The organism is Nocardia canadensis (assembly GCF_032656385.1).
GTDB classification, from domain to species: Bacteria; Actinomycetota; Actinomycetes; order Mycobacteriales; family Mycobacteriaceae; genus Nocardia; species Nocardia canadensis.
Genome location: NZ_JAVCWB010000006.1, coordinates 64,051 through 83,801 on the forward strand (window position 1 = coordinate 64,051; position 19,751 = coordinate 83,801).

At 69.9% G+C, this 19,751-nt stretch carries 18 protein-coding genes; 10 read left to right on the forward strand and 8 right to left on the reverse strand.

Annotation, left to right across the window (positions count from 1 at the left end; translation table 11 throughout):
- Positions 1 to 213 precede the first annotated feature (213 nt).
- Complete coding sequence (locus Q7X29_RS12865; RefSeq protein ID WP_218717875.1) at positions 214 to 1,938, reverse strand: GMC oxidoreductase; 1,725 nt, start codon at positions 1,936 to 1,938, stop codon at positions 214 to 216.
- Positions 1,939 to 2,120: 182 nt separating this feature from the next.
- Here Q7X29_RS12865 and Q7X29_RS12870 point away from each other — a divergent pair, with 182 nt between their 5' ends.
- Positions 2,121 to 2,822 carry a TetR/AcrR family transcriptional regulator gene (locus Q7X29_RS12870; RefSeq protein WP_316574165.1) on the forward strand — a complete coding sequence of 234 codons (702 nt, stop codon included), beginning with the start codon at positions 2,121 to 2,123 and terminating at the stop codon, positions 2,820 to 2,822.
- Here the strand turns inward: Q7X29_RS12870 and Q7X29_RS12875 are convergent.
- Positions 2,798 to 3,424: a TetR/AcrR family transcriptional regulator gene (locus Q7X29_RS12875; protein ID WP_218717873.1), complete on the reverse strand. Its 627-nt coding sequence runs from the start codon at positions 3,422 to 3,424 to the stop codon at positions 2,798 to 2,800. The genes Q7X29_RS12870 and Q7X29_RS12875 overlap by 25 nt on opposite strands.
- Positions 3,425 to 3,531: 107 nt before the next feature.
- Between Q7X29_RS12875 and Q7X29_RS12880 the strand changes: the two genes are divergently transcribed.
- Complete coding sequence (locus Q7X29_RS12880; RefSeq protein ID WP_316574186.1) at positions 3,532 to 5,454, forward strand: acyl-CoA dehydrogenase family protein; 1,923 nt, start codon at positions 3,532 to 3,534, stop codon at positions 5,452 to 5,454.
- A gap of 124 nt (positions 5,455 to 5,578) precedes the next feature.
- On the opposite strand, the gene Q7X29_RS12885 is transcribed toward Q7X29_RS12880, so the two are convergent.
- From Q7X29_RS12885 to Q7X29_RS12900, 4 genes are all read right to left on the reverse strand, one after another.
- Positions 5,579 to 6,808 carry a sensor domain-containing diguanylate cyclase gene (locus Q7X29_RS12885; protein WP_316574167.1) on the reverse strand — a complete coding sequence of 410 codons (1,230 nt, stop codon included), beginning with the start codon at positions 6,806 to 6,808 and terminating at the stop codon, positions 5,579 to 5,581.
- A gap of 213 nt (positions 6,809 to 7,021) precedes the next feature.
- Positions 7,022 to 8,434 (reverse strand): phytoene desaturase family protein, encoded by a 1,413-nt coding sequence (locus Q7X29_RS12890; protein ID WP_218717870.1) that lies wholly within the window; start codon positions 8,432 to 8,434, stop codon positions 7,022 to 7,024.
- 14 nt (positions 8,435 to 8,448) lie between these two features.
- Positions 8,449 to 10,260, reverse strand: coding sequence for a DUF3556 domain-containing protein (locus Q7X29_RS12895; protein WP_316574168.1), 1,812 nt, complete (start codon positions 10,258 to 10,260; stop codon positions 8,449 to 8,451).
- Between the two features lie 90 nt (positions 10,261 to 10,350).
- Entirely contained in the window at positions 10,351 to 11,793 is a 1,443-nt protein-coding gene (locus tag Q7X29_RS12900; protein WP_218717868.1) for a class I adenylate-forming enzyme family protein, read from the reverse strand.
- 160 nt (positions 11,794 to 11,953) lie between these two features.
- On the opposite strand from Q7X29_RS12900, the gene Q7X29_RS12905 reads away from it, so the two are divergent.
- From Q7X29_RS12905 to Q7X29_RS12915, 3 genes are all read left to right on the forward strand, one after another.
- The gene (locus Q7X29_RS12905; RefSeq protein ID WP_218717867.1) at positions 11,954 to 13,174 is read left to right on the forward strand and encodes a PucR family transcriptional regulator; all 1,221 of its coding nucleotides are present in this window, start codon (positions 11,954 to 11,956) and stop codon (positions 13,172 to 13,174) included.
- A gap of 223 nt (positions 13,175 to 13,397) precedes the next feature.
- Positions 13,398 to 13,973 (forward strand): hypothetical protein, encoded by a 576-nt coding sequence (locus Q7X29_RS12910; protein ID WP_316574169.1) that lies wholly within the window; start codon positions 13,398 to 13,400, stop codon positions 13,971 to 13,973.
- Between the two features lie 81 nt (positions 13,974 to 14,054).
- Positions 14,055 to 14,885, forward strand: a complete 831-nt coding sequence (locus Q7X29_RS12915) for an alpha/beta fold hydrolase (RefSeq protein ID WP_218717865.1) — start codon at positions 14,055 to 14,057, stop codon at positions 14,883 to 14,885.
- Between the two features lie 45 nt (positions 14,886 to 14,930).
- Here Q7X29_RS12915 and Q7X29_RS12920 read toward each other — a convergent pair whose 3' ends face one another.
- Positions 14,931 to 15,326 (reverse strand): nuclear transport factor 2 family protein, encoded by a 396-nt coding sequence (locus Q7X29_RS12920; protein WP_218717864.1) that lies wholly within the window; start codon positions 15,324 to 15,326, stop codon positions 14,931 to 14,933.
- Positions 15,327 to 15,452: 126 nt separating this feature from the next.
- On the opposite strand from Q7X29_RS12920, the gene Q7X29_RS12925 reads away from it, so the two are divergent.
- From Q7X29_RS12925 to Q7X29_RS12940, 4 genes are all read left to right on the forward strand, one after another.
- Positions 15,453 to 16,055, forward strand: coding sequence for a TetR/AcrR family transcriptional regulator (locus Q7X29_RS12925; protein WP_218717863.1), 603 nt, complete (start codon positions 15,453 to 15,455; stop codon positions 16,053 to 16,055).
- A 39-nt stretch (positions 16,056 to 16,094) separates the two neighbouring features.
- Positions 16,095 to 16,970 carry a siderophore-interacting protein gene (locus Q7X29_RS12930; protein WP_316574170.1) on the forward strand — a complete coding sequence of 292 codons (876 nt, stop codon included), beginning with the start codon at positions 16,095 to 16,097 and terminating at the stop codon, positions 16,968 to 16,970.
- A gap of 100 nt (positions 16,971 to 17,070) precedes the next feature.
- Complete coding sequence (locus Q7X29_RS12935) at positions 17,071 to 17,532, forward strand: MarR family winged helix-turn-helix transcriptional regulator (protein ID WP_218717862.1); 462 nt, start codon at positions 17,071 to 17,073, stop codon at positions 17,530 to 17,532.
- On the forward strand, positions 17,529 to 17,906 hold the full coding sequence (locus tag Q7X29_RS12940) for a DUF5313 family protein (protein WP_218717861.1): 378 nt from the start codon (positions 17,529 to 17,531) through the stop codon (positions 17,904 to 17,906). Before Q7X29_RS12935 ends, Q7X29_RS12940 begins: the two co-directional genes overlap by 4 nt.
- Before the next feature lie 8 nt (positions 17,907 to 17,914).
- Here the strand turns inward: Q7X29_RS12940 and Q7X29_RS12945 are convergent, their stop codons facing one another.
- Entirely contained in the window at positions 17,915 to 18,604 is a 690-nt protein-coding gene (locus Q7X29_RS12945; protein ID WP_218717860.1) for a TetR/AcrR family transcriptional regulator, read from the reverse strand.
- A 205-nt stretch (positions 18,605 to 18,809) separates the two neighbouring features.
- Here Q7X29_RS12945 and Q7X29_RS12950 point away from each other — a divergent pair, with 205 nt between their 5' ends.
- Complete coding sequence (locus Q7X29_RS12950) at positions 18,810 to 19,751, forward strand: alpha/beta fold hydrolase (protein WP_316574171.1); 942 nt, start codon at positions 18,810 to 18,812, stop codon at positions 19,749 to 19,751.

Consider the following 19,751-nt stretch of genomic DNA (forward strand, 5'->3'; position numbering starts at 1 on the left):
GAAGAGCCCATGTGGCCGGCATCCCGCCGGTCTCTCCGGCGAGCCGCGTCGCCGCTGCTCATTGTCCGAAGTGGTTGTACCGCTGCACCCTTCGAGACGAACAAGGGCGAACTCGGTTCCTGCCCGAGCTCGTTGCCCTGCGCTGTCCGGCGATCCCGGACACCCTAGCAGTGCCGTGTCGGACTATCGAAATGTGTTGCTGGGAGCTGCTATTCAGCGCGCCGGCCAGATCGGCAGGCGCAGCGCGGCAGCGGCAGTGGCGGGCACCACCGGACGAGCGGGCGCCACCGGGGCGATCCGCCGGTAGGGCACGCCCATCGGTGGGCGCGGGTCGGGCTCGCCGTTGTTGGGCCACAGCGACGCCGCGCGTTCGGCCTGCGCGGCGATCGTGAGCGAGGGATTGACACCGAGATTGGCCGAGATGGCCGACCCGTCGACGATGCTCAGCGTGGGATAACCGTGCACGCGGTGGAACGGATCGATGACACCGGTGTCCGCGTCCGTTCCGATCACACAGCCGCCGAGGAAATGCGCCGTGACCGGAACGCCGAACACGTCGGGCCAGGTGCTGCCCGCGGTCGCGCCGAGTTTGTCGGCGACCCGGCGGGTGGCCTCGTGGCCGGCCGGAATCCAGGACGGATTCGGTTCGCCGTAGCCCTGTTTGGAGGTGAAGCGGCGGCCGAACAGGCCGCGCCGGGTGTAGGTGGTGATCGAGTTGTCCAGGCTCTGCATCACCAGCAGGATCAGCGTGCGCTCACTCCATCGGCCGGTGCGCAGCAGCCGCGGGGTCAGCACCGGATGCCGCGCGGCGGTGAGCAGGACCCGGGCCCACCGTGGCGTGCGGTGACCGCCGTCGACGAGATAGGTCTGCAGCAGCCCCATCGCGTTGGAGCCCTTGCCGTAGCGCACCGGCTCGACGTGGGTGTCCGGGGTCGGATGGAACGAGGAGGTGATCGCCACGCCCGCGGTGAGATCGCGCTCCGGGTCGATGGTGGTCCGGCCCGCGCCGAGGATGGCCTCGGAGTTGGTGCGGGTCAGCACCCCGAGCCGGTCCGACAGACCGGGCAGCACAGCTTTGTCGCGCATGCGGAACAGCAGGTTCTGGGTACCCCAGGTGCCAGCCGCCAGGACCACCTGCCGAGCCGACACGGTGGTGCGGTTCTTGCGGATCCAGGCGCCGGTGCGGTGGGTGTCGACGCGCCAGCTGCCATCGGCCTGCGGCCGGATCGCTTCGACAGTGGTCAGCGGAAGTACCTGCGCGCCCGCCTGCTCCGCGAGCCCGAGATAGTTCTTGACCAGGGTGTTCTTCGCGCCGTGGCGGCAGCCGGTCATGCACTCGCCGCAGGCGACGCAGCCGGTGCGGGCGGGGCCGACCCCGCCGAAGTAGGGGTCGGCGACGGTGCGGCCCGGCTCGCCGAAATAGACGCCGACCGGCGTCGGCACGACGGTGTCGCCGACGCCCATCTCCTCGGCCACCTCCCGGATGACGGTGTCGGCGGGGGTGAGATGCGGATTGGTGACCACACCGAGCATCCGGCGGGCCTGGTCGTAGTGCGGGCTGAGTTCGGCGTCCCAGTCGGTGATGTCGGCCCACTGCCGGTCACCGAAGAACGCGGGTCCCGGCTTGTAGAGGGTGTTGGCGTAGTTGAGCGAACCGCCGCCGACTCCGGCGCCGGCCAGGATGAAACAGTCGCGCAGGCGGTGCACGCGCTGGATGCCGAAGCAGCCGAGCCGCGGGGCCCACAGGTAGCGGCGCAGGTCCCAGTTCGTCGCGGCGAAGTCCGAGTCGGCGAACCGGCGGCCCGCCTCGACGATCCCGACCCGGTAGCCCTTCTCGACCAGTCGCAGCGCGGTGACGCTGCCGCCGAACCCGGAGCCGACGATCAGCACGTCGAAATCGAACCCGGCCTCGCTGCCGTCGGTGGTCTGTTCCAACACCGTCCAGACACTAGGGCGCGGGCTGTCGCGGGAGGGAAACGTCACAGGGAGTTGGACGAATTCACCATGGCGGCCCGGCCGATCTGTCACGTGGAACAGCCGGAGCCGCCGCCGTGCGGTGGACGGTTCTCCTATTCTGGGGAGCGCTTCAGGTCCCGGGCGTGAAATGTGGAGGTCAGTGAATGCCGCCCAAAGCAACCCGCCGGCGGAAGCAGCCGAGCCAGCCGCGCCGCCAGCCCTCCCAGGATCGCGCGAAAGAGACTCGGGATCACATTCTCGACACCGCCGCGGAATTGTTCGGCTCGCACGGTGTCGCGCAGACCTCGACCAATCGCATCGCGGCCGAAGCGGGGGTCAGCATCGGCACCCTGTACCGGTACTTCGCGGACCGCTCGGTCATCGTCGACGAGCTGCTCGATCGCCTGCTGGCCGATCTCGAACACGGCTTCACCGCCCGGGCTTTCGAGTTCTCGGACTCGGTAAGCGAGGCCTCGGCCGAGTACTGCACGCGCGTGGTCGGTGAGATCCTCGGGATCTTCAGCGACATCCTCGTCGCGAATTCCGCGCTGCTGCGCGCCCTGATCGGCGGCGTGCAGTTCTACAGCACCGGACTGCCGCAGTTCGAACAGCGGCTGCGGCTGATCGTCAAGGTCGTGCTGATCCAGGGGCTCGGTCCCGCCGACGACGGCTACCTCGACACGGTGGCCTTCGTCTTCATCAACACCGGGTTCGCCGCCGTCGTGCGCGCCGCCGCGGTCGAGGTCACCGCGGCGGAGCGGGCCGACGCCATCACGATGACCGCCCGCATGATGGGCACCTGGCTGGCGGCCGAGGTCGCCGAGCGGGAACGGGCGGAGGCTCAGGCGGCGCGCATGGCCCGGTAGACGGCCGCGCCGACGAAGGCCCCGAGTTCGTCGGGCGCCCAGCCGGATCCGCTGGTGAACAGGGTCCGCACCGCGCCCTCGCCGGCCGAGACCCACAGCTCCACCAGGGCGGGCAGCTTGTGTTCGGCATCGACGGTGCCCCAGGCGTGCAGCGTCGGGCGCAGCAACTCGGTGCAGCGCGCGATCGCCAGGGTCCGGCCCCGGCCGAAGGACGCGGCGACCGCGGGATCGGGATTGCCGTACAGCAGTCGCCACGCGGCGGGCCTGCTCGCCACCTTGTGCAGCAGCGCGCGATAGCCCTCGACGAAGACCGTCTCGTCGGCGTCGGTCGCGCGCGGTGGCAGGACGTCGAGCACGCCGGAGACGAGGAAGGCCTCCTCGCGCTCGATCAGCGCGTCGATCAGCTGGACCCGATCCGGGAAGCAGGCGTAGACGACCGGCCTGGTCACGCCCATGTGCTCGGCGATCGCCCCCATGGTCACCGCGGCGATACCCTGCTCGGCCGCGATCGCCAGCGCGGCGTCGAGGACCTGGGGGCGCCGCCGCTCCGGACCCAGATGTGCCGCCCGTTCTCGCCGCCGCACGGCCGACTCGCTACCCATCGCACCACGATAGCAATCGCCGACAGCTTCCTACACATGTGTAGATAAATGCTACATTCATGAATGAAGCGTCCGACAACGCTGGACGCCCGCACGAGGAGCCGACGATGCCCCAGGTCCTGTTCAACCCGAAGAGCTGCGATTTCGCCCAGTTCGACCCGGAGACCCGCAGGCTGCTGCACGCGGTCGTCGACTGGTTCGAGGCCCGCGGCAAGGTCCGGCTGCTCCAGGACGACAAAGAGCAGGTCTGGCCCGCGGACTTCTTGGACTTCGTCAAGCGCGAGCGCCTGTTCGCGACGTTCCTGACCCCGGCCGCCGAGGCCGACGGCGACCCGAACAAGCGCTGGGACACCGGCCGCAACGCCGTGCTCAGCCAGATCTTCGGCTTCTACGGCATGACCTACTGGTACGTCTGGCAGGTCACCATCCTGGGCCTCGGGCCGATCTGGCAGAGCGGCAACGCCGCGGCCAAGAAGAAGGCGGCCGCCCAGCTCGACTCCGGGGAGATCTTCGCCTTCGGGCTCTCGGAGAAGGCGCACGGCGCCGACGTGTACTCCACCGACATGATCGTCGACCCGCAGCCCGACGGGGGGTACTCGGCCACCGGCGCCAAGCACTACATCGGCAACGGCAACCTGGCTTCGATGGTCTCGGTGTTCGGCCGCCGTTCCGACAAGCCGATCATCGACAGCGCCGAGGCGCTGACCGCCAAGCCGACCGAAGCGGATTACGAGGGGTATCTGTTCTTCGTCGCCGACAGTCAGCACCCGGCCTACAAGCTGCGGCGCAACGTGGTCAACAGCCAGATCTACGTCGCGGCCTTCGAGCTGGACAACTACCCGGTCGCCGAGGCCGACATCCTGCATCGTGGTGAGGACGCCTTCCACGCGGCGATGAACACCGTCAACGTCGGCAAGTTCAACCTCGGCTTCGGCGCCATCGGCGCCTGTGAGCACTCCTTCTACGAGGCGATCGATCACGCCGAGAACCGGATCCTGTTCGGGCACAGGGTGACCGAGTTTCCACAGGTGCGCTCGCTGATCGCCGACTCCTACGCGCGCATCGTCGCGATGAAGCTCTACAGCGAGCGTGCGATCGACTACATGCGCTCGGCCTCGCCGCAGGATCGTCGCTACCTGCTGTTCAACGCCATCGAGAAGATGTCGGTGACCCGGCAGGGGCAGCGCGTCATCGAGGATCTCGCCGACGTCATCGCCGCGCGCGGTTTCGAGAACGACATGTACTTCCCGGTCGCGATGACGGCCATGTTCGGCCTGCCGCGGCTCGAGGGCACCGTGCACGTGAACATGGCGCTGTCGCTGAAGTTCATGGCCAACTACATGTTCCACCCGGCCGACGCGGGACTGGCCGCGCTGCAATCGATTCCCGGCGCCGCGGTGGCTCCCGCCGGTGCCGCGCGGGCGGTGACCAACGCGCTGAGCTGGTCGAGCCGCAAGCTCGCGCCGCGACTCGGCGCGGTGGTGAAGCCGCTGCGCGCCGAATTCGCCAGTGCCGGCTACGCTCCGGTGCCGACCCGGCGCGACCCCGCCGACGACGAGTTCCTGTTCCGCCAGGGTCCGAGCAGTGGCCTCGGCCGGATCCGCTTCGCCGACTGGCGGCCGGTCTTCGAGGGCTTCCGCGACGTGCCGAACGTGGCGGTGTTCCTGGAGCAGGTGCGCGCGCTGCAGGGCCTGCTGGCCGCGGCGGGGCCGACGGCCGCGCAGCGCCAGGATGTCGACTTCCTGTTCGCCCTCGGCGAGTTGTTCACCGCGGTGCCCTACGCTCAGCTGATCCTGGAACAGGCGCGCATCGACGGCACCGACGCCTCGGTGCTCGACCAGATCTTCGACGGCTTCGTGCGCACCTTCTCCGCGAACGCGGTGACGCTGCACAACAAGCCCACTGCGACGCCCGCCCAGCAGCGCCGCGCGCTCGACCTGGTCCGTCGGCCCGTCGTCGACGACGCGCGCTTCGACCGGGTGCTCACCGAGGCCCGCTCGCTGGCCGGCGCCTACCGCATGAACCCCTAGCCGGGAGGCGTTTCCCGCGAACTCGAATTATGTTGCTGTGCAACATTATTGATAGTGTTCGTGGCGGTGGTGTGGCCGACGGATCCCGCAGACCCGTTGCGCCGCACCACCTCTGGGGGATCGATCAGGAACCGGTGCCGACCGGATCCCAGTGCCGCAGGATCCAGCGGTTCTTGCCGAGTGCCTTGGCCGCGTAGAGGCAGTTGTCGGCGGCGGTCAGCAGGTCGCGGGGCTCGGCGCCGGCGATCCGCGCGAAGATCGCGCCGAGGCTGATGGTGATCTGGATCTCGTGCTCGGCGACCACGAAGGGTTCGTCGACGGCGGCGTGGAGCAGATCGACGGTGCGCTGGATGCGTGCCTCGTCGGCCGGGGGTGGCAGCACCGCGATGAACTCGTCGCCACCGATACGCGCGAGCACATCGGTCTCGGGATCGAGGCAGGCCTGCATGCGCGCGGCGACCTCGATGAGCAGGCTGTCGCCGACGGTGTGCCCGAAGGCGTCGTTGATCTCCTTGAAGCCGTCCATGTCCAGCGCGCACACCGCGGCGATGTCGTCCGGCGCCGCCTCGGTGATCAGGGTGTCGAGCTGGGCGAGCAGATGCCTGCGGTTGGCCAGGGCGGTGAGTGGGTCGTGGTGGGCCTGCCAGTGCAGGCGTTCGGTGGTGGTACGCCGCTCGGTGGTGTCCTCGCCGAAGCCGAGCAGGTAGCTGCCGCCGGAGGCGGAGACGCACCGGGTGACCGTCCAGTTCGCCCAGCCTTCGCTACCGTCGGGGCGCACGTATTCGCCTTCGATCCGGATGGTGCCGGTCTCGGAGCGTTCGAGTTCGCCGTGGACGCGCTCCCTGGCCTGGTGCACCTCCTCCTCGGCCAGATCGAAGCCCGAGGTGCCCTGGAGCTCGGCCAGGGTCTTGCCGGTCAGCCGCTCGAAGGCGGGATTGGCGTTGATGATGTTGCCGTAGGCGTCGCCGATGGAGATGGCGATGGACGCGTGCCGGAACGCCGCCTCCAGCCCCTCGGTAGCGGGCGTGGCCGCCTGCGCCAGTGCCCGCGCGAAGCCCTGCCCGAATCCACCCGCGAGGGTGCCGAACGCCGCCGTATCGGCGCCGGTCGCCTCGGTCATGGCCTGCAGGATCGGCATCGACCGGGCGATGGCCACCGGATCGGCGCAGCCGAGGTCGTGCACGGCGGCTCCGGCCCGCTCGGCGACGGCGGGATCGGGACGCCCGGTGGCGAGGGCGGCCAGCAGTCGATCGGTCCAGGCCGCGAGCTCGGCCACGAGCCGCTCCGGGGGCGCGGCGTCGTCGGCGGCGGCGAGCAGCTGCGCGGCCCAGCGCGCGGCGAATGCGCGGGACATGTCGGCTGACCACCTCCTGACCGAGTGGGATCGGCAACCAGCTATGGGCTGGCAACCGAACCTACCACCTGCGGAAACGGTCGACGCCAGGGTTGCCGAACTCCAGGTCGATCGTCCGACAAGGAAGGCTCCGCGGACTGGGCCGACCACTCGTCGGAGGTGGGGCCTGCGCCGCCGCCGGCGTGCCCGGAGGCCGATCGGAGTGCCGCGCGGTCAGCGGAGGCGGCGCAGTGCCCGCTCGGCCGCGTTGGCGCCACACATGCCGTGCGCGCCCGGCCCCGGTGGGGTCGCCGCCGAGCACAGGTAGTGGCCGGGGAGACCGATGTCGTACGGCTGCAGTGTTTTTCGTGGGCCGAAGACCAGCTGGGAGATGTCCTTGGCGCCGGTCATGATGTTGCCGCCGACGTAGTTGGGGTTGTAGTCGGCGAACTCCGTGGTGGTGCGGGTGGTGGAGCCGACCACCCGGTCGCGGAAACCGGGGGCGAAGCGTTCGAGCTGGGCGATGATCGCCTCGGTGGCGTCGCCGGTGTAGCCGCGGGGGACGTGGGCGTAGGTCCACACCGGGTGGACCGAGCCCACCGACCGCTGCGGATCGGCGAGGTACTGCTGGCCGACCAGGACGAACGGGCGTTGCGGCATCCGGCCCGCGTGGATGTCGCGCTCGCCCGCCGCGATCTCGGCGAACGAGCCCCCGAGATGCACGGTGCCCGCCCGGCGGGCCGCCTCGACCGTCCACGGGACGCCGCCCTCGACGGCGAAGTCGACCTTGAAAGCGCCGGGGCCGTACCGGAATCGACGATAGGCGCGGGCGACCCGGACGGGCAGCCGGTCGCCGAGGATCTCGGCGACCGCGGTCGGCGCGACATCCCAGACGGTGATGTCGGAGGCGGGCAGGTCGGCGGCCGACCGCACCCGCACCCCGGTCTCGACCTTGCCGCCGTGATCGGCCAGGACGGCCACCATGCCGTCGGCGATCCGCTGTGAGCCGCCGACGGCCACCGCCCAGCCGTAGCGGTGTCCCGCGGTCAGAATGCCGAGCCCAATACTCGCGCTCAGCGGCCGTTCGAGCGGATGGAACGCGTGCGCGGCGACACCGCCGAACAGGGCCCGCCCGGGTTCGGTGCGGAAGGCCCGCGCCAGCACGGACGCGGGCGCCGTCGCGGGAATGCCGAAGCGCGCCAGCCGGAACGGATGCCGGGGGAGCCGCAGCAGCGGCCGCATGATGTCGGCGCCGGTCTCGTCGTAGCCGGCGACCGTCCGCTCGAACAGGGCGCGCCACAGCCGTTCGTCGGCGCCGAGACCGGCGGCGGTCTCGGTGACCGACCGGTGCAGGACCCCGGCGCTGCCGTCGTCGAGCGGATGTACGCAGTCGAGGTCGGCCCACGCCCAGCGCAGACCGTATCGCTCGAGATCGATCCGCCGCAGGAACGGCGACCCCACGGCCATCGGGTGGATGGCCGAGCAGTGGTCGTGCAGCAGACCGGGCACGATCGCCTCGCTCGAGCGGGTACCGCCACCGATCGTGTCCGCCGCCTCGAGCACCGTCACCGCCACCCCGGCCATGGCCAGGGTGATGGCCGCGGCCAACCCGTTGGGGCCGCTACCGACCACTGTCGCCGTCGTCATCGACTCGTCCTCTCCTACTCGGCCGACTGGCCCGCGGTGTCGTGCTGCGGGGTGATCGTGCCGGTGACGTCTTCGCGTCGCCAGGTCACCCGGTGCGGGATGGGGCCGTCCGGCAGCCACGGCAGCGCGGCCACCGCGTCGGCGACCTCCCAGGTACCGCGCTCGAGCACGCCGAGCGCGGCGTCGACCACCATGTACTGCTGGGTGCCGCGGTGGATCGGCTGCGACTCCACCCACACCACGATCCATTCTCCCGGTGCGAACCCGACCCGGGCCTGCACCGCGTCGATCAGATCGAGGTTGTGCAGGTGACCGTCGCCGAAATTGAAGCCGATCAGCGAGTTACAGGCGAACTCGGCCTCGCGCACCGTCCAGCTGTCCAGCGCGGGAACGTGCTTGTACAGCAGCGAGAACAGGCCGCGGCCCTGACTGTGCATCGACCGCCAGGCGATGGTCTGCTGCATGGTGATCTCGGCGACCTCCGGCGGGTAGCCCATGGCCAGCAGTTGGTCGATCTGGTTGTCGGCGGGCCGGTGCGCGATGGTGTTGAGCTTCGCCTCCGCGCCGGGGGAGAAGGCCCACAGCGCCGAGGCCCAGTTGCCCGCGTACTGGCGCATGGACGGCAGGAACGACACCAGGTCCGGGCGCAGATTGCCCAGCACCGGGAAGAACGCGAGACCCGCCGCGATCGCCACCGTCAGCCACGGCGAGGACATGTCGAACACGCCGTAGCCCGCCGAGTTCGGGAAGCCGAGGAACAGGAACACGGTCAGGTAGGCGAACAGGATGTTCCACTCCAGCGGCACCGCCAGCGGGAAGGTCGAGGTGATGAACAGGTGGAAGATCACCATCATCGCGACGCCGGCCAGGTTCAGCCAGTGGTTGGTGGTGAACAGCAGCACGATCGGGGTGACCACCTCGACGGTGGTGCCGCCGACGTGGGCCATGAACGAGGCCAGCCCCGACGGGCGGATGTCGTGCGGGAAGTCGCGGTAGTGCGCGCGCTTGATCGACCGGAACGGCATCGACGGGCTGTTGGACACCATCGGCGGCACCACATTGGTGAAGTGCTTGCCGAATTTGGACACCCCGGCGCCGACCCACACGATCACGATCAGCAGCTTCGCCGCGATGATCATGTCGGTGAACGGCAGCACCGCGAAGAACAACAGCGCGGGCAGGTACTGCTCGCCCCGGGCCGCCAGGAAGATCGTCTTGTCGCGCAGGCCGCACAGCACGTACAGCACGATCGGCGCGATCAGCAGGGCGGGCCGAACCAGCCCGGACGTGTTGTCCGGCAGGGCTTCCAGCAGTGACGCGGTGGTCTTGCCCGGTGCCAGCAGCGCGACCAGCAGCGACGCGAGGAAGCCGAGATAGAGACCCACGTCGAGCAGGGTGCGGGAGTTGCCGTCGGTGAACGGCACCCGATGCCACGGCCGCAGCCTGATGCTGCCGCGCCGGGCGAAATACAGCGCGCCGCCGGTCATCGGCTTGAACTTGCCCGCCAGCGGCCCCCAGGAACCGGCGACACCGATCGCCTCGAGCAGCACCGTCCACAGGACCAGCTTCTGGTAGACGATCGGCTGGTTCCACCACTGCGCGATATCCCAGAACGGCCCGGTGCCCGACGTCGCGGTCGCCACCAGTACGCCGCCGAGCATGTAGAGCACCAGCAATTTCATGATGTAGATGGTGTGGATCATCTTCGGCGTGCCGAAGCCGTATTCGGCCCAGTGCAACGCCAGCGTCCGAACACGTTCGCGCAATGGCAGATCCAGAAATGTCTCGGTATCCACCGGCGGGAAATCTCCCGTCTTGAAGCCCATGGCGCTGTTCCTTTCCTTCTGCTCGCGGGCGCGGCGGACCGCGACCGAAAGTCCGACTTTCGTTCGAATCGAATTGCGGCGCAGTGGCGCTCAGCCGCGCGTGGCGAGTATCCGCAGCTGCTTCTTGTCGATCTTGCCGACCGGATTACGCGGCATCTCGGCCGTGAGCACGATCGCGGCGGGCACCTTGAACGCGGCCAGCTCCGCCCGGCAGTGCTCGGTGAGCTCCTCGGCGGTGACGGTGGCCCGCGGCGCGGCCACCACATGGGCGACCGGCACTTCGCCGAGCACGGGGTCGGGCACCCCGACGACCGCGGCCTCGTGGACCGCCGGGTGCCGGTAGAGGGCGTTCTCGATCTCCTTGGGGTACAGGTTCTCGCCGCCGCGGATGATCATGTCCTTGATCCGGTCGACCAGGACCAGGTAACCGTCGGCGTCGAAGTAGCCGACATCGCCGGTGCGCAGCCACCCGTCCACGACGGTGGCCGCGGTCTCGGCGGGCTTGCCGAGATAGCCCCGCATGACATTCGGCCCGCGGACGACGACCTCACCGGGTTCGCCGGGTGCCGACAGCGCGCCCTCGGGATCCATGATCGCCACCGTCTGACCGGGCAGCGGGAGACCGACCGTGCCCGGTTTGCGCTGTCCCACCACCGGATTCAGGGTGGACGCGCAGGTGCCCTCGGACAGGCCGTAGCCCTCGACGATCGGCACGCCGTAGCGCCGCTGGAAGCGATCGATGAGCTCGGCCGGCATGGGTGCCGCGCCGCAGATCGCCAGCCGCAGCGAGGACGTGTCGGGGTGCTCGCCGTCGGGCTGGGCCACCAGCATCGCGTAGATCGCGGGCACCGCCGAGAAATAGGTGGGCCGGATCCGGGCAACGGTGTCGACGAACCCGGACGCGGAGAACCGGCCCGCGATGGTGGTGCGTCCGCCCGCCAGCAGCGGCGACAGCACGCTGACCACGATGCCGTTGACGTGGAACAGCGGCAGGATCAGCAGGCTGTGGTCGGTCGCGTCCAGGCCGAGCGCGCCGATGATCATCGTGCACATGGCGGCGAGGTTCTCGTGACCGAGCAGCACGCCCTTGGGCCTGCCGGTGGTGCCGCTGGTGTAGATGATCAACGCCAGGCTGTTGATGGGCGCCGCGACGGCGACCGGGCCCGCGGACCGGGCGAGGTCGGCGACATCGAGGGTGATACCCGCCCGCCCGGGCTCGCCGATCACGACCTCGGCGCCCGAATCCTGGATCTGGTACCGGATGTCGTCATCGGTGAGCCCGGGATTGACGGGCGTGACCGCGGCGCCGAGCCGCCAGGCGGCGAACAGGATCACCACGAGTTCCACCCGGTTGGGCAGCACGACGGCGACGACGTCGTCGGCCCGCACACCCGCCCGGTGCAGCACCGACGCGGCGGCCTCGACCCGCGCGTGGAACTGCGCGTTCGACAGGCTGGTCGCGTCGTCGGCCACGGCGTGTCCGTGCGGATCGGTGGTGGCTCTGACCTCGGGCAATTCGGCGATGTGTCGCATGATTCCTCACCGTGACGGATGTGATCTGGATTACATGTCCCAAGGTAGGGGCCGGATCCGGCGCCGCCTACGGGCCCGCGGCCCAGCATTGCGGCGCGGTGTTGTGCCACGAGCACAAACAGCGCCGTCCGGTGGGCCGCCGGGGGTACTGTCTGCGGCCATGGCCGACGACAACGATCCCCTCGTCCGTGCGGTGGCGGGCCGGATCAAGGCGGACCTGGACCGGCTGGCGCCGACGATGACCTCGATGTTCGTCGAGGTCATCCCGGAATTCCGGCACGACGACGAGGTGCGCAGACTGATGGTGGCCAGCACCGAGTCCAACCTCGCCGCGATCCTGGACATGCTCACCCTGGCCATCGGCCTCGACGACATCACCGTGCCGCCCGCCGCCGCCGAATACGCGCGCCGCTTCGCCCAGCACGACCTGTCGCTGGAAGCGCTGCTGCGCGCCTACCGGCTCGGCGAGCACATGTTCGTGCAGTGGACGATGACCCTGCTGACCGAACTGAACCCGCCCACCGACGTCGCCCTGGCCACCGCCGCCCGCATCGCCGACCTCGTCAACGGCTACATCGATCAGGTGATCGAGGGCCTGATCGACATCTACGAGAGCGAACGCCGTCGCTGGGACGCGCGCACCGATGCCGCCCGCGCCGCTCAGGTCCGCGCGGTGCTCGACGCCGACGATCTGGATGTGGCCTCGGCCGAGCAGATGCTGGGCGTCTCGCTGCGTGGCTGGCAGCAGTTCGCGGTGCTGTGGACCCCGCCGGGCACGCGTGACCCCGGCGCGGTCCTGCGCGCGGGGACCGCGCTGGTGGCCGCCGCCACCGGCAAGACCCCGATGACCGTCGAGGTCGACGACTACAGCCGGTGGGTCTGGATCTCCTCGGCGGGCAAGCCGGTGCTCGACACCGAGGGCCTGGTCCGCGATCTGCGCGCGCACCCGAACCTGTCGGTGGCCCTGGGTGATCCGGCCACCGGCCTGGAGGGCTTCCGCCAGACCTGCCGGGACGCGCAGCGGGCCCGCACCGTCGCGCTGGCCACCCGCACGCACGGGCTCACCGGATACGCCGACGTGGCGCTGTCGGCACTGTTCACCGACCGCGTGCCCGCGGTGCAGGAGTGGGCGAGCCGGGTGCTGGGCGGACTGATGGCCGAGGACGAGGCGGCCGCGCGGCTGCGCGAGACGGTCCGGGCGTTCCTCGACGCGCGCGGCAGCTACACCGACGCCGCGGCCCGGCTGCACGTGCACAAGAACACCGTGCACTACCGGGTGCGCAAAGCCGAAGAGCTGCTGGGGCATCCACTCGCCGAGCGCAGGCTAGACATCGAGGTGGCGCTGCGCGCCTGCGCGCAGCTGGGCCTGCCGAAGCCGTAATTCCGGCGTGGTCCGCTGTGAATGCCCACAGCGTTGCACCGAACCGTGTGCGGTCCGGGACGAGGGCACCGATGGTGGAGCCCTGGGAAGGTGATTCCCGGATCGATCGACGCACTACTGGGGAATCGGAATGAACGCACCGGAGAATCATCGGAACAGAGCCGCGCAGGAATGCAGGCCGAGGCCCTCGCGCCGGAATATCGACCCCTATGTTCGGTCCGAAGTGGCCCGAATTCACGAGAATTGGCTCGGCGGCGCCGAATTCACGACCTCCGCCCGCGCTGCCCGCATCGATGCCGAGGCCGCCGAACTCACCGGCCGCGTGGCCGTCGCCGAAGCCCGCATCCTCGACGATCTGCGCGCCGACTGGCGTGCCGTCCACGGCAGTGGGCTACCGTCACCGCGCACCGTCGCCGCCCTGCGGAACACCGCGCGCGAGGACGCCCGCCACGCCGTGCTGTGCGAGTACCTCTATCCGCGGGTGTCGCCCGAGGCGATCGCGGAGCGGCACCGCGTCGAGTACCTCGCGGCCGACCGCCGCCTCAATGCCGCGGTCCACACCGACCTGCACCGGTGGCGGCGGCGCCCCGTGCACCCGACGCCCTCGACCCGCGCGATCGTGGCCAGGACCTGGGGCACGGTCCGATCCGGGGAGTTCCTCGCCCTGGCGCACGCCCTCGTCCAGACGCGCGTGGAGGACGGGCTGCCGCTGCCGGCGACCCCGCTGGACCCGTTGACCGAACAGCTCACCGAGGCCATCCGTGATCAATTGGTGTCCGACGGCCTGCTGCCGGTCTGAGAGTTCGCCCGAATCGGCCGTCTGCCTCGAGTTACCGTGACCACACCACGACGATGTGGTGTGGGGAAGGAGGCATCGCGGATGCCACGTCTCGATATCGGTGGAACCTCGATCGCCTACGACGTGGCGGGATCGGGTCCGGCGATCGTCTTCCTGCACAATCTCGGCGGCGATCGCACCATCTGGCGGGCGCAGTACGAGGCCTTGCGGTCCTCGCACCGGGTCGTCGCGATCGACCTGATCGGCTACGGCGCATCGGACGCCCCCGACGACGGCTACACCCTGGAGAACTACCTCGCCATGGTCGAGGCGGTCTTCGCCGCACTGGATCTGCGCGAGGTCACGCTGGTCGGGCACTGCTTCGGCAGCGCGCTGTCGCTGCTGTTCACCCAGGCGCGTCCGGACCTGGTGCGGTCGCTGGTGCTCAGCAGCCCGCTGACCCCGGCCACGGTGAAACCGACCAGGACCGGCTGGGCGGCGCTGGTGGGCAAGCACGTACGCCTGGACTCGCTGCTGTCGATGGTGCGCATCCCCGGCCCGATCGCCGGGCTGATCGTGGCCGAGCAACTCGGCGCGGGCGGCGCGCACACCGACGAGACCGCCCGGCATCTGCGGTCGAGCTGGACCGAGCCGCGCAGGCTGATGGTGACCGCCGCGATCGCCCGGGAGATCCCGCGCCTGGCCATCCTCGACGAGTTCGTCCCGCCGCCGGACTTCCCGCCGATCACCACCGTCTGGGGCGCGCGCAACCGGGTACTCTCGGCCCCCGCGGGCGCGCGGCTGAACACGACGCTGCGGCCGGTGCGCGACATCGTCGTCGACGACGCCGGGCACCTGGTCATGGTGGAAGCCCCCGAAACCGTCACCGCCGCGGTGCTTTCGGCGATCGAGCACGCGAACCAGCAGCACTGACGAGTGTCGCCGGCGGGGCGGACCCACCGGCGAATACCCCGTGGCTCAGGAGATCTCGGCGGGCGCGGCCAGAGCGGCCTGCATGGCGACCCCGTCCACGTAGGTGTGCTTCTCCTTCACCGCGCCGTCCTCGACCAGCACCATGTCCGCGATGTCCACGTCGACGGTGCCGCCGGTGACGGAGGTGCCGGACAGCTTCCAGCGCACCACCCAGAAGTCGTCGCCGACCCGGAGATCGACCTGGGTGAAGGTCAGATCGGGGACCAGGGCGAAGGTCTGTGCCGCGGCGGTGCGGATCTCGGCCCGCCCGTGCGCAGGCGCGCCGCCGGAATGCAGGTGGAAGATCGAATCGGTCGTGTGCAGGGCGACGATCCGATCGGGGTCGCGGTCGGCCCAGCAGGCGTGGTAGCGCTCGAACAGATCCTTGGTGGCATCGGACATGGTGGCCGGCCCCTTCTAAGATACAAACAGGATGACTGTATGTTCCCGGACGGTGGATGACCGGTCAAGGGGCGAAGGGCCTCGATCGGCCGCCGCCGTCGTGCTGCCCTAGACTTCGACGTCGCCATGAACCCTGATCGCCGTACCCAAGCCGAGCGCTCGGCCGCCACGCGCGCCGCGGTGATCCGTGCCGGGCGAGAATTGTTCGGGCAGTTCGGTTATGGCGCGGTCAGTACCATCGCGGTCGCCGAGGCCGCCGGGGTCAGTCGTGGCGCGCTGTATCACCAGTTCGCCGAGAAGAAGGATCTGTTCGAAGCGGTCTTCGAGGATCTCGAACGCAGCCTGGTCGAGGTGATCGCCGGCGCGGTCGCCGCGGCGCGCGAAGCGGATCCGATCGCGAGCCTGATCGTCGGCTGCCTGGCGTGGTTGCAGGCCTCGACCGCCACCGAGGTGCAGCGGATCGCGCTGCTGGACGCGCCCGCGGTGCTCGGGTGGAGCCGGTGGCGCGAGATCGAGTTGCGGCACACGATCGGGCTGGTGGAGAACGCGCTGGCCGGGGCGATGGCCGCCGGGCGGATCCGCAAGCAGCCGGTGCGGCCGCTGGCGCTGGTGGTGGTGGGTGCGCTGGACGAGGCGGCGCAGTACCTCGCGAATTCCGGCGACGCGGAGGACATGACGGCCGTTCGTGGGGTCATCGAGCAGCTCATCTCGGGGCTCGCGATCGACTAGAGAGTGCCCGGTTGCCATTTGATAGGTTAGCCTTGCCTAATGGCAATCGAGACTGTGTCCCGTCCGACCATGGTCTACGCGCCGCTGCGGGTGTGCCGCACGGTGCGGCTGACCCCGCGCATGGTGCGCATCACCCTCCGCTGTGCGAACCCGGCCGCGCTCGGCGACACCGGGCCGGATCAGTACACGAAGCTGTTCTTCCCGCTGCCCGGCCAGTCGCGCCCCGTCGTGCCGCCGCCGCTGGACGACTCCGGCAGCGTGATGAGTTGGTATCAGCGGTATCTCGCCATGCCCGACGAGATCCGCCCGCCGATGCGCACCTACACCATCCGGGCGCAACGACCCGAGATCGGTGAGCTGGACATCGATTTCGCGCTGCACGCCGAGCACGCCGGCCCCGCCTCCGACTGGGCGTCGACCGCGGCGCCCGGCGACGAGATCGGGCTGCTGTGCCCGCCGCACGCGCTTTACGCTCCACCGCCGGATCCCGCCTGGCAGTTGCTGATCGGTGACGAGACCGCGATTCCGGCCATCGGCGCGATCGTCGAACGCCTCGACGTCGCGGCGTCGGTGCGCGCGTTCATCGAGGTCGCCGGACCGACCGACGAGCAGCGGTTCGACACGCGCGGTGACGTGCGCGTCCAGTGGGTGCATCGCGGCGATCGCCCGCACGGCGCGGCCTTGGTGGACGCGGTGTGCTCCGCCGAGCTTCCGGCGGCGGTGCCCTACGCGTGGATCTCCGGCGAGGCCGAGCTGGTGAAGCTCGCTCGGCGCAACCTCGTGCGCGACCGTGGTTTCGATAAGCGCGCGATCACCTTCACCGGCTACTGGCGCCAGGGTCGTACCGAGGAGGACAACGGCCGCGAGAAGGTCCGTCGCGCCGCCGCCGGGGAGCCGCTCGTCGACGAGGACTGACCAGCAGCGCCCTCGGCCGCACGGTCTGTGACGCCACTAATAGTTATTGCACCAACTATTAGTGGCACAATAGTGTGTGGACGAAGGAAGGCGGTGGACCATGCAGGAGCTCGACGACCCGTTGCGGCTCGACCGGCAGGTGTGTTTCGCCCTGGCGGTGGCCAACCGATCGGTGCTGGCGGTCTACCGGCCGCTGCTCGAACCGCTCGGCCTGACCCATCCGCAGTACCTGGTGATGCTGGCCCTGTGGGGCGAGGCGCCGATGTCGGTCAAGGCGGTCGCCGAGGCGATCCAGCTCGACTCGGCGACGCTGTCGCCGCTGCTCAAGCGGCTCGAGTCGGCCGGTCTCATCACTCGCCGCCGTGATCCGCACGACGAGCGGACGCTGCACATCGATCTCACCGACGCGGGTCGTGACCTGCGTCGGCAGGCCGAACAGATCCCGCCCGCCGTCGTCGACCGGCTGGGCGTGAGTCTGGCCGATCTGGAAGAATTGCGCGATGTCCTCGGCCGGGTCAACGCGGCCGCGCGACGCGCATCGGACGTGAGGGAGCACCAATGACCGCCTCGACCCCCAATCTCTGGCAGCGCGTGCGCTACGTCACCGGCGGCACCCTGCCGCCCTCGATGTCGGACTGGGTCCTGGCCGACCTGACCGGTCCCGGCGCCACCCGCCGCTACCTGATGCGCTTCCTGCTGCCCGTCCTGCCGATCCTGTGCCTGTTCCTGCTGGTCCCGGGCCCGCTCTGGATGGGGCTGTCGATGATGGCCCTGCTCTATCTGCCGCTGGTCTACTTCACCGTCGCCCTGGTCTACGTCTACCGGCGTCACCGTCTGGTCAGCCACGGCTTCGATCCGGAACTGGCCGACGAGGCCGAACGCCGCCGCGCCGACGCCGAGCGCGCCGCCTACGAGAGCCGCCACCAGCGCGGCTGAGCGCGGCATCAAGCCTGGGGGAGACCCTGGGAGATCGCGGCGAGGGTTTCGACGACGGGCTGATCCGGGTCGACGGTGACGCCCTTGCCGCGCAGAAAGCCGTCCAGGAGCTGACAGACCGAGTCGGTGCTGCGCTCGATGAATTCCTGGGTGGCGGTGGGATCCGGGGTGCCCGGTACGTCGAGCCACAGGTCGGTGACCGCGACGAGGAAGCCGACGATGCCACGGGCCAGGTGATCGACGCCGTCGGTGTCCAGCCCGACCGCGGCGAAGAGCGTTCTGGTGCGTTCGGCGAGGTCGCCGGACAGCCGCCTGCCCACGTCGAGCGGGCGGGCCGAGCCGTCGCCGGGCGGGATGCTCTGGGTGATCGCGACGTAGCGGAACACGTTCGGGTGGGTGAGCACGACCTCGGTGGCGGCGGTCAGGAACTGGTGCACGGTCGCCCTGCGGGTCTGCATCATCAGTGACAGATCCGGCGCCACCGCCCGGTAGATCTGGTCGACCAGCCAGTCCGCGACCGCCCGGTCCAGGTCGGACTTGTCGGTGAACATCCGGTACAGCCGTGGCTTCGCGACGCCCACTTCGGCCGCGATCGCCCCCATCGTCACCTGCGCGCCGTCGCGGCCGATGGCGCGGATCGCCCCGCGGACGACATCGTCGCGCGAGAGGATCCGCGCGGCCGAACGCCCCGATGTCATCGACATGTCCTTTGTTCTCTCCGCGTCGCCCGATGCCGTATCGGCAGCATACCGGCAGTTCCAGCCGCGCCGACCCCGCCGCGATCACAGCCGTCCTTGACAGGACCGCCGCCCGCCCTGGAAACTCACCGACGGTACCGGCGGTACCGTGAAAGAGAACCCGGAGTACATCGTGCAGTGGCGCACGCGTCCAGAAGGAATTCCCATGGCGGCTCACCTCGACCATCAGCCCAGTGTCCGACCCGAACCACGGCGACAGCATCGGGTCGGCAACGGTGACATCGAACTCGCCGTCTTCGAGTACGGACCGCCCGACGGTGTACCCGTGGTACTGGTGCACGGCTGGCCGGACACCCACCACCTGTGGGACGGCGTGATCGCGCTGCTGGCGGACCGATACCGCGTGCTCGCTTACGACACTCGCGGGTACGGCGAGTCCAGCGCGCCGCGCGCGGTGTCGGCGTATCGCCTCGACCGGCTCGCGACCGACTTCTTCGCCATCGTCGATCAGCTCAGCCCGGAACAGCCGGTGCACGTCGTCGCGCACGACTGGGGCTCGGTCCAGGTCTGGGAGGCGGTGTGCGAGCACGGCGCCGACGAATTCGTCGCCTCGTTCACCTCGATCTCCGGCCCCAATCTCGACCATCTCGGCAAATTCCTGCGGGCGCCGCTGCGCACGCCGACCCCGCGCGCGGTGTGGAACACGCTGGCCCAGGGCCTGTCCTCGGCCTACACCGGGTTCTTCATGCTGCCGGTGCTGCCCGGCCTGTTCTTCCGGGTTGCCGGCTCGGCGCGGATGTGGCGGCTGTTCCTGCGCCTGGTCGAGGGCATCCGGCCCGAGCAGGTCACCGTGGCCGCGACCCTGCGCCGCGACATGGTCTCGGGCCTGCGCTTCTACAAGGCCAACATCCTACCCCGAATGTTCTCCCCGCGCGACCGCCGCACCGCGGTGCCCGTGCAGCTGATCGTCAACACCCGCGATATCGCCGTGCGCCCGGCCGGCTACGACGGCTACGAGGACTGGGCCGACGAACTGATCCGCCACGACCTGCCGCGCGGCCACTGGCTGCCCTTCGCCGACCCCGGCGCGATCGCGGACTACGCGGACAAGTTCATCACGGCGCACTCGATCGACACCGGAAAGTAG

Coding starts and splice junctions, on each gene's coding strand:
- Q7X29_RS12930 (WP_316574170.1), top strand. CDS start 16,095: ATGGCAATCGAGACTGTGTCCCGTCCGACCATGGTCTACGCGCCGCTG.
- Q7X29_RS12905 (WP_218717867.1), top strand. CDS start 11,954: ATGGCCGACGACAACGATCCCCTCGTCCGTGCGGTGGCGGGCCGGATC.
- Q7X29_RS12925 (WP_218717863.1), top strand. CDS start 15,453: ATGAACCCTGATCGCCGTACCCAAGCCGAGCGCTCGGCCGCCACGCGC.
- Q7X29_RS12890 (WP_218717870.1), bottom strand. CDS start 8,434: ATGACGACGGCGACAGTGGTCGGTAGCGGCCCCAACGGGTTGGCCGCG.
- Q7X29_RS12920 (WP_218717864.1), bottom strand. CDS start 15,326: ATGTCCGATGCCACCAAGGATCTGTTCGAGCGCTACCACGCCTGCTGG.
- Q7X29_RS12940 (WP_218717861.1), top strand. CDS start 17,529: ATGACCGCCTCGACCCCCAATCTCTGGCAGCGCGTGCGCTACGTCACC.
- Q7X29_RS12880 (WP_316574186.1), top strand. CDS start 3,532: ATGCCCCAGGTCCTGTTCAACCCGAAGAGCTGCGATTTCGCCCAGTTC.
- Q7X29_RS12950 (WP_316574171.1), top strand. CDS start 18,810: ATGGCGGCTCACCTCGACCATCAGCCCAGTGTCCGACCCGAACCACGG.
- Q7X29_RS12885 (WP_316574167.1), bottom strand. CDS start 6,808: ATGTCCCGCGCATTCGCCGCGCGCTGGGCCGCGCAGCTGCTCGCCGCC.
- Q7X29_RS12870 (WP_316574165.1), top strand. CDS start 2,121: ATGCCGCCCAAAGCAACCCGCCGGCGGAAGCAGCCGAGCCAGCCGCGC.
- Q7X29_RS12945 (WP_218717860.1), bottom strand. CDS start 18,604: ATGACATCGGGGCGTTCGGCCGCGCGGATCCTCTCGCGCGACGATGTC.
- Q7X29_RS12935 (WP_218717862.1), top strand. CDS start 17,071: ATGCAGGAGCTCGACGACCCGTTGCGGCTCGACCGGCAGGTGTGTTTC.
- Q7X29_RS12900 (WP_218717868.1), bottom strand. CDS start 11,793: ATGCGACACATCGCCGAATTGCCCGAGGTCAGAGCCACCACCGATCCG.
- Q7X29_RS12895 (WP_316574168.1), bottom strand. CDS start 10,260: ATGGGCTTCAAGACGGGAGATTTCCCGCCGGTGGATACCGAGACATTT.
- Q7X29_RS12875 (WP_218717873.1), bottom strand. CDS start 3,424: ATGGGTAGCGAGTCGGCCGTGCGGCGGCGAGAACGGGCGGCACATCTG.
- Q7X29_RS12915 (WP_218717865.1), top strand. CDS start 14,055: ATGCCACGTCTCGATATCGGTGGAACCTCGATCGCCTACGACGTGGCG.